Raw genomic sequence first — 6,121 nt, 5'->3', positions numbered from 1 at the left:
CGCTGCGTTGCATCACGAAATGCCCCTGCGCTATGAGGCCAAGCCAGCATTGGCACGGCACGCACTGGCATGGTCCTCGCTATAAGAGTCGCGCACCCTGAATCACACGAACACCAAAACAACTCAAGTGTGGACAGGACGCTACGGGGCTGATGCGGTTCGTTTTCGATTTGCCTGCTTCTGCGGGCCCACAAGAAAACAGTCACATCAGTAATAAAGAATGAAGCGCAACGCGCAAAGTCACGAGAGAGAACCAATCATGCTGACCCTTCAGTCCGATCTGCACGGCAATCATCTGCTTGGCGCGCTGCCTGCGCATGAGTGGCAAGCACTCACTCCTCACCTCGAACTCGTGCAACTGCGCACGGAACAATTGCTGTGCGATTCGGGTCAGCGTATTCATCACGTGTATTTTCCGACGACGGCGATCATCTCGCTGCTGCACACGATGGAAGACGGTGGCTCGGTGGAAATCGCCGCAGTGGGCCGCGAAGGCATGACGGGCGTGCCGGTACTCACGGGCGGCGAAACCATGCCGACGCGCGTGCAGGTGCAATGCCCCGGTTTTGCGTATCGCATGAGCGCGCAGGCTCTGCGCGAGCAATTCGGCCGTTCCGACTTCCTGCGCCGCCTGATGCTGCTCTATATGCAAGCGCTGCTGACGCAAGTTGCGCAGACGGCTGCCTGCAATCGCCATCATTCGCTGAACAAGCAACTGTGCCGCTGGCTTCTGATCGAGATCGATCGCACCGCGTCGAACGAACTGCAAGTGACGCAGCAACTCATCGCCGACATGCTCGGAGTGCGCCGTGAAGGCGTCACCGAAGCGGCGGGAAAGCTGCACGATGCGGGCCTGATCCATCACAGCCGTGGCTGCATCAAGGTGGTGGATCGTGAAGGCCTGGAAGCACGCGCCTGCGAGTGCTATGGACTCGTCAAGCGCGAATTCGACCGCCTGCTGCCGCGCCTGCGCGCGACGGAAACTGCGTCGGCCTCCAGCGTTTAACAATACTTATGCAGACTAGAAAACCCGGTGTGTTCTCGTGGGCGGCTCGTACGCTCGACGTTCTCTTTGTGATTGCGGGCGGGTTGATCGCGCATTCCATGCGCTTCTCCACGCTCGATATCAGCGACGTCGAAAAGCTGCTGATCGCCTTCAACGGCGTGTTGACGCTGCTGCTGTTCCCCGCTTACGGCGTGTATGAAACGTGGCGCGGCAAGTCCTTGCCGGTGATGCTCGCACGCGTCACGCTGGCGTGGATGTCGGTGGTGGCGGCCGGGCTGCTGCTCGCGTACACGCTGCATCGGATGGATGCGGTGTCGCGCTTGTGGTTCGCGTATTCCACGCTGATTTCCGGCGCGCTGATCGTCGCGACCAAGGCCGTGGTGTATAGCTCGTTGCGCGTGATGCGCGGGCACGGTCTCAATCAGAAGACGGTGGCGATCGTTGGTGCGCAGGGATTTGCGCGCACGCTGCTGGCGCATCTGTCGAGCACGCCGGAGCAAGGCTTCACGCCCGTCTGCCTGTTCGATACCACCGGCAGCGAAGAACTCACCGCGAGCGGCGCAGGCGTTATCACGAGCACGGCGGGCACCGACGGCACGCGTCTGCCCGTGCTGAACGACTTCGATGCGCTCGTCGCCAAAGTGCGCGCGGAAAAAATCCACGAAGTGTGGCTCGCGCTGCCTTTATCGCAGGAACACACGATTTATCGCTTCTCGCACGCGCTGCGCCACGATTTCGTGAACCTGCGCCTGATTCCGGACACGCGCAGCATTTCCCTCTTCAATCATTCGATGACGGATGTCGCGGGCCTCGCGACCATCAATCTGACGACATCGCCCGTCAGCAGCCTGCAGATGTGGCCGAAGATGCTGTTCGACCGCTGCTTCGCGGCGACGGCGCTGCTGGCCCTTTCGCCGCTTCTGATCGGTATTGCGATCGCGGTGAAGACCACATCGAAAGGTCCGGTGTTCTTCACGCAGAAACGCAAGGGCGCGGACGGCCGTCCGTTCCCGATCTACAAATTCCGTTCGATGGCCGTGCATCAGGAAAACACCGGCCACGTCACACAAGCCACGCGCAACGATCCGCGCGTGACGAAAGTTGGCGCGTTCCTGCGACGCACGAGTCTGGACGAGCTGCCGCAGTTCCTGAACGTGCTGTTCGGGCATATGTCGGTGGTAGGTCCGCGTCCGCACGCGCTCGAACACGACGATCTGTACAAGGATCTGGTGTACGGCTACATGTTCCGCTATCGCATCAAGCCGGGGATTACGGGCTGGGCGCAGGTGAACGGCTATCGCGGCGCGACGGAAAAAGTGGAAAAGATGCAGAGCCGCGTGAAGTTCGACCTGTTCTACATCCACAACTGGTCGTTCTGGTTCGACATCAAGATCGTGGTGATGACGATCTTCAAGGGATTCATCGGACGCAACGCGTATTGATTGGCAGGCGCTTGCGCGGAGGAGACAGGCCCGGCGATGTGTATCGCCGGGCTTTTTTGCTTTTTATTTCGGGTTTAGTTCTTATAGTCGATGCGCTCGACGCCCTGCTCCGTGCCGAGCAGGCAAAGATTCGCCCCGCGCGATGCAAACAAGCCCACGGTCACCACGCCCGGCCATGCGTTGATCTGCGCTTCGAGCGCGCGCGGGTCGGTAATCGACAGACCTTTGACGTCGAGAATCTCGTTGCCGTTATCGGTGATGAAGGGCATGCCGTCCTTCTGCACGCGCAGCACCGGCACGCCGCCGAGCGCCGCGAGCTTGCGGCCGATCGCGGTGCGGGCCATCGGCACGACTTCGACGGGCAGCGGGAATGTGCCCATCACCGGCACGCGCTTGCTGGCATCGGCGATACAGACGAATACGTCCGCCACCGACGCGACGATTTTTTCGCGCGTCAGCGCGCCGCCGCCGCCTTTGATCATCGCGCCGCTGGCGTCGATTTCATCGGCGCCATCGACGTAGATGGAGAGCGTGTCGATATCGTTCAGATCGAACACTTTGAAGCCGTGCGATTCGAGCCGCGCCGTAGTCGCGAGCGAACTCGACACCGCGCCGCGATAACGCGCTTTCGACTGAGCGATGGCATCGATAAAACAATTCGCCGTCGATCCGGTGCCCACACCGATGATCGAGCCTTCCGGCACATTCGCGTTCACGTAGTCGGCGGCGGCCTGGCCGACCAGTTGCTTGAGTTCGTCCTGAGTCATGGAATGGTGCTGCGCGTAGAGGGGAAAGCTGAATTTTAGCGGAGGAAACCGAGCGGATCGTGCGTGCGCGCAACCGAGGCAATGAACGCGAACACGATGATCGCCAGCACGCCCGTCACCGTGCGCACGCCTTTCGTGCGGCCGCGTTTCAGCGCAAACGTACCGAGCACGATGTAGACGACGAGGCTCAGGATTTTGGTCGAAATCCACGCGGCGTTCGCCTGAAAGCCGACGATGACCACGAGCGCGATCGCGCTGAGCAACAGCAAGGTATCGACGATATGCGGCACGATCTTCGATGCGCGCGCGTTCAGCAAGCGCGAGTCGTTGAGCATCCAGATCCAGCGCAGCACGAAACCGGTGATGCTCAGTGCCGCGCAGGACATGTGGATGGCGCGCAGTATCGGGAAGAATTCGGTCATTGCGGGAAGTATTTGTCGAGCAAGGCTTGCGCGATGGCATCGGTTTGGGCGTCTGGATTACCGGCGTAATCCGATGGACGGAAATGCATCTGGAACGCGCCGATCACGCGACGCGTTTTCTCGTCGAGCACGCCGTCGGTAGCGACGTCGTAGCCGTAGCGTTTGAGCTTTTCTTGCAGCGCGCGGACATCGACGGGCGATTTTGGATCGCGGTTGGCGAGAAGCGCGGCGACGGTGGCATCGTCGGGCCATGCGCCGATGCCGGCGTCGTAGAGCGTTTTCCACGGAAACGCGGGACCGGGATCGATCTTGCGTTGCGGCGCGATATCGCTATGTCCGACGATGCGCGTCGGCGGCAGCTTGTAGCGCGCGATGATGTCGCGCGAGAGTTTGATGATCGCATCGACCTGTGCGGGCGGATAAGGCTGCCACTGGCCGTTGCCGAGCGGCCCGAGATTCACGTTTTCGATGCCGATCGATGAGGCGTTCAGTTCGGTTGCGCCTTGCCAGTAACTTTGGCCCGCGTGCCAGGCGCGTTTTTCTTCGGGCACGAGTTGGTAGACGACGGGCTCGCCTCTTTCGACTTTAGGCGCTTCGGGGACGACGTAGTGGACGCTGACTTCGTCGCCGGTCAGGACCGCGAGCGAGCCGGATTCGTTGATTTCCGTGTAGTGCATCACGAGGAAACGGATGCGGGAATCGGCGGATTTCGCTTGGTGGGACGTGTCGGTGTAGTAGGTGCCGTGGTCGATCATCGTGGTGGTGCAGGCGGTGAGCGCGAGGAGCGCGGCGAAACCGGCGAGCCGTTTAAACAGATTCATGAGCGCGTGCCTGCTTGTCCCAGATCGATCGGACGAGGTGTAAGTGTGTGAGCAATGCGGCTTGGCTCGGTTGGTGCTCGGCTTTCTTCGGGAGACGCAGCACGCCGCTTTGCAGAAACGCGTACCTGCTCTTTCGCAATTCCTCAGCGACGACAACCTCGTATGTCGCCGGATCGATCGCGATCAAGGCGCGGTCGTAGAGCGTGTGCAAATCCGCGCGCAGCAACAGTCCGTTCGATACAACGTTGGTGTGCGCGCCCATATAGCGGCAGATATGCGCCGCTTCGAGCACGGGTTCGACGTCACAACCCGTCAGGGCGCAGCGACGCTCGTAGGCATCGAGTAACGCTTTTCTGAACGCCGGCTGACCTTGCCGCACGACAATGGCCGCAAAAGTCTTCTTGCGCGCGTCTTCGAGACTGGTGGGATCGAATGCGCCGGTTTGTACGGCTTCGTGTTCCGCGTCGGCTTCGGCGGTGAGTTCGGAGGCGACGAGCTTCGCGTATCGATTCAATACGAAGCTCGAGGGCAAAGGGCCCTCGTGAGACTCGTACACGAACTTGCCTTCGAACCGGAAGCCCGCGTACTCGTGCTCGTACTTCTCGGTCCGATAGAAAAGCAATAGCTCGATACCGCGTTCCTGATGCTCGATGATCAGCGAATCGGTACGGCCCGAGTTTTGGCCTTGCCAATGCAGCGTGTCGCCATCGAGTTTATCGACGTATTGCGTGCGATCGGACGGCTTCTTTACGGTCACGAAAAGCAGCACCGAATCGAAACCGGCGGGACGGAAGACGCCGGTATTGATCGTGGCGTCTTGCGTGTCGAGGATCGATTTCAGTTGATCGCGCGTGTAGATCTCGCCGGGGATCAGGAGATCGCTTACGAAATTCATGACGCGCCGCTTACTTCTTCACCCCTCTCTGCCTCACCGCCTCGAACAAACACACGCCCGACGCGACCGACACGTTCAAACTCTCCACCGCGCCCGCCATCGGGATATTCATGATTTCATCGCAGGTCTCGCGTGTGAGTCTGCGCATGCCTTCGCCCTCAGCGCCAACCACGATCGCCACCGGACCGTCCAGCTTGGTCTCGTACAACGAAGCCGTTGCCTCGCCCGCCGTGCCGATCACCCACACGCCCGCATCCTTCAACTCGCGCATCGCGCGCGCCAGATTCGTCACGGTGATGTAAGGCACGCTCTCGGCCGCGCCGCTCGCCACCTTCGCCGCCGTCGCGTTCAAGCCCGCCGAGCGATCACGCGGCGCGATCACCGCATGCGCGCCCGCTGCATCGGCGACGCGCAGACATGCGCCCAGATTATGCGGATCGGTCACGCCATCGAGCACGAGCAGCAAGGGCGTGCCGGAGACGCCATCGAGCAGTTCGGCCAGGTTTTGCGCCAGCGGCAAATCGCTCGCCCGCGCCACCACGCCCTGGTGCTGAGTGTTGCCCGCCAGGCCCCACAAGCGCTGTTCATCGGCGGCAATCAGGCGCACGCCCGCTTCCTTCGCGCTGCGCAGAAAATCCGTCATGCGCCGATCTTTGCGCGAAGGGTCGTACAACACCTCTTCGACCGACGATGCATCCGCGCGCACGCGAGCCGTAACCGCGTGAAAACCGTATAGAACCTTGAGACGTGACATGACTGTGATCCGAA

At 61.1% G+C, this 6,121-nt stretch carries 7 protein-coding genes; 2 read left to right on the top strand and 5 right to left on the bottom strand.

Going from position 1 to position 6,121, the window contains the following annotated elements; genetic code table 11:
* The first annotated feature begins 259 nt into the window (after positions 1–259).
* Both P7F28_RS26995 and P7F28_RS26990 read left to right on the top strand, forming a co-directional pair.
* Positions 260–1,006, top strand: a complete 747-nt coding sequence (locus P7F28_RS26995) for a Crp/Fnr family transcriptional regulator (protein ID WP_277187912.1) — start codon at positions 260–262, stop codon at positions 1,004–1,006.
* Between the two features lie 29 nt (positions 1,007–1,035).
* On the top strand, positions 1,036–2,448 hold the full coding sequence (locus P7F28_RS26990) for an undecaprenyl-phosphate glucose phosphotransferase (RefSeq protein ID WP_277188005.1): 1,413 nt from the start codon (positions 1,036–1,038) through the stop codon (positions 2,446–2,448).
* 74 nt (positions 2,449–2,522) lie between these two features.
* Here the strand turns inward: P7F28_RS26990 and rpiA are convergent, their stop codons facing one another.
* The 5 genes from rpiA to rlmB are packed head-to-tail and all read right to left on the bottom strand — an operon-like array spanning position 2,523 to position 6,107.
* Entirely contained in the window at positions 2,523–3,215 is a 693-nt protein-coding gene (rpiA, locus tag P7F28_RS26985) for a ribose-5-phosphate isomerase RpiA (RefSeq protein WP_277187911.1), read from the bottom strand.
* Positions 3,216–3,250: 35 nt separating this feature from the next.
* Positions 3,251–3,637 carry a SirB2 family protein gene (locus tag P7F28_RS26980; protein ID WP_277187910.1) on the bottom strand — a complete coding sequence of 129 codons (387 nt, stop codon included), beginning with the start codon at positions 3,635–3,637 and terminating at the stop codon, positions 3,251–3,253.
* On the bottom strand, positions 3,634–4,458 hold the full coding sequence (locus tag P7F28_RS26975) for an N-acetylmuramoyl-L-alanine amidase (RefSeq protein WP_277187909.1): 825 nt from the start codon (positions 4,456–4,458) through the stop codon (positions 3,634–3,636). Before P7F28_RS26975 ends, P7F28_RS26980 begins: the two co-directional genes overlap by 4 nt.
* The gene (locus P7F28_RS26970; protein WP_277187908.1) at positions 4,445–5,353 is read right to left on the bottom strand and encodes an HNH endonuclease; all 909 of its coding nucleotides are present in this window, start codon (positions 5,351–5,353) and stop codon (positions 4,445–4,447) included. Before P7F28_RS26970 ends, P7F28_RS26975 begins: the two co-directional genes overlap by 14 nt.
* Before the next feature lie 10 nt (positions 5,354–5,363).
* The gene (gene rlmB / locus P7F28_RS26965; RefSeq protein ID WP_277187907.1) at positions 5,364–6,107 is read right to left on the bottom strand and encodes a 23S rRNA (guanosine(2251)-2'-O)-methyltransferase RlmB; all 744 of its coding nucleotides are present in this window, start codon (positions 6,105–6,107) and stop codon (positions 5,364–5,366) included.
* Positions 6,108–6,121: the final 14 nt, after the last annotated feature.

Source organism: Caballeronia sp. BR00000012568055 (assembly GCF_029439455.1).
In the GTDB taxonomy this organism is placed as follows: domain Bacteria; phylum Pseudomonadota; class Gammaproteobacteria; order Burkholderiales; family Burkholderiaceae; genus Caballeronia.
This window is presented reverse-complemented; position numbering and strand designations above follow the sequence as displayed.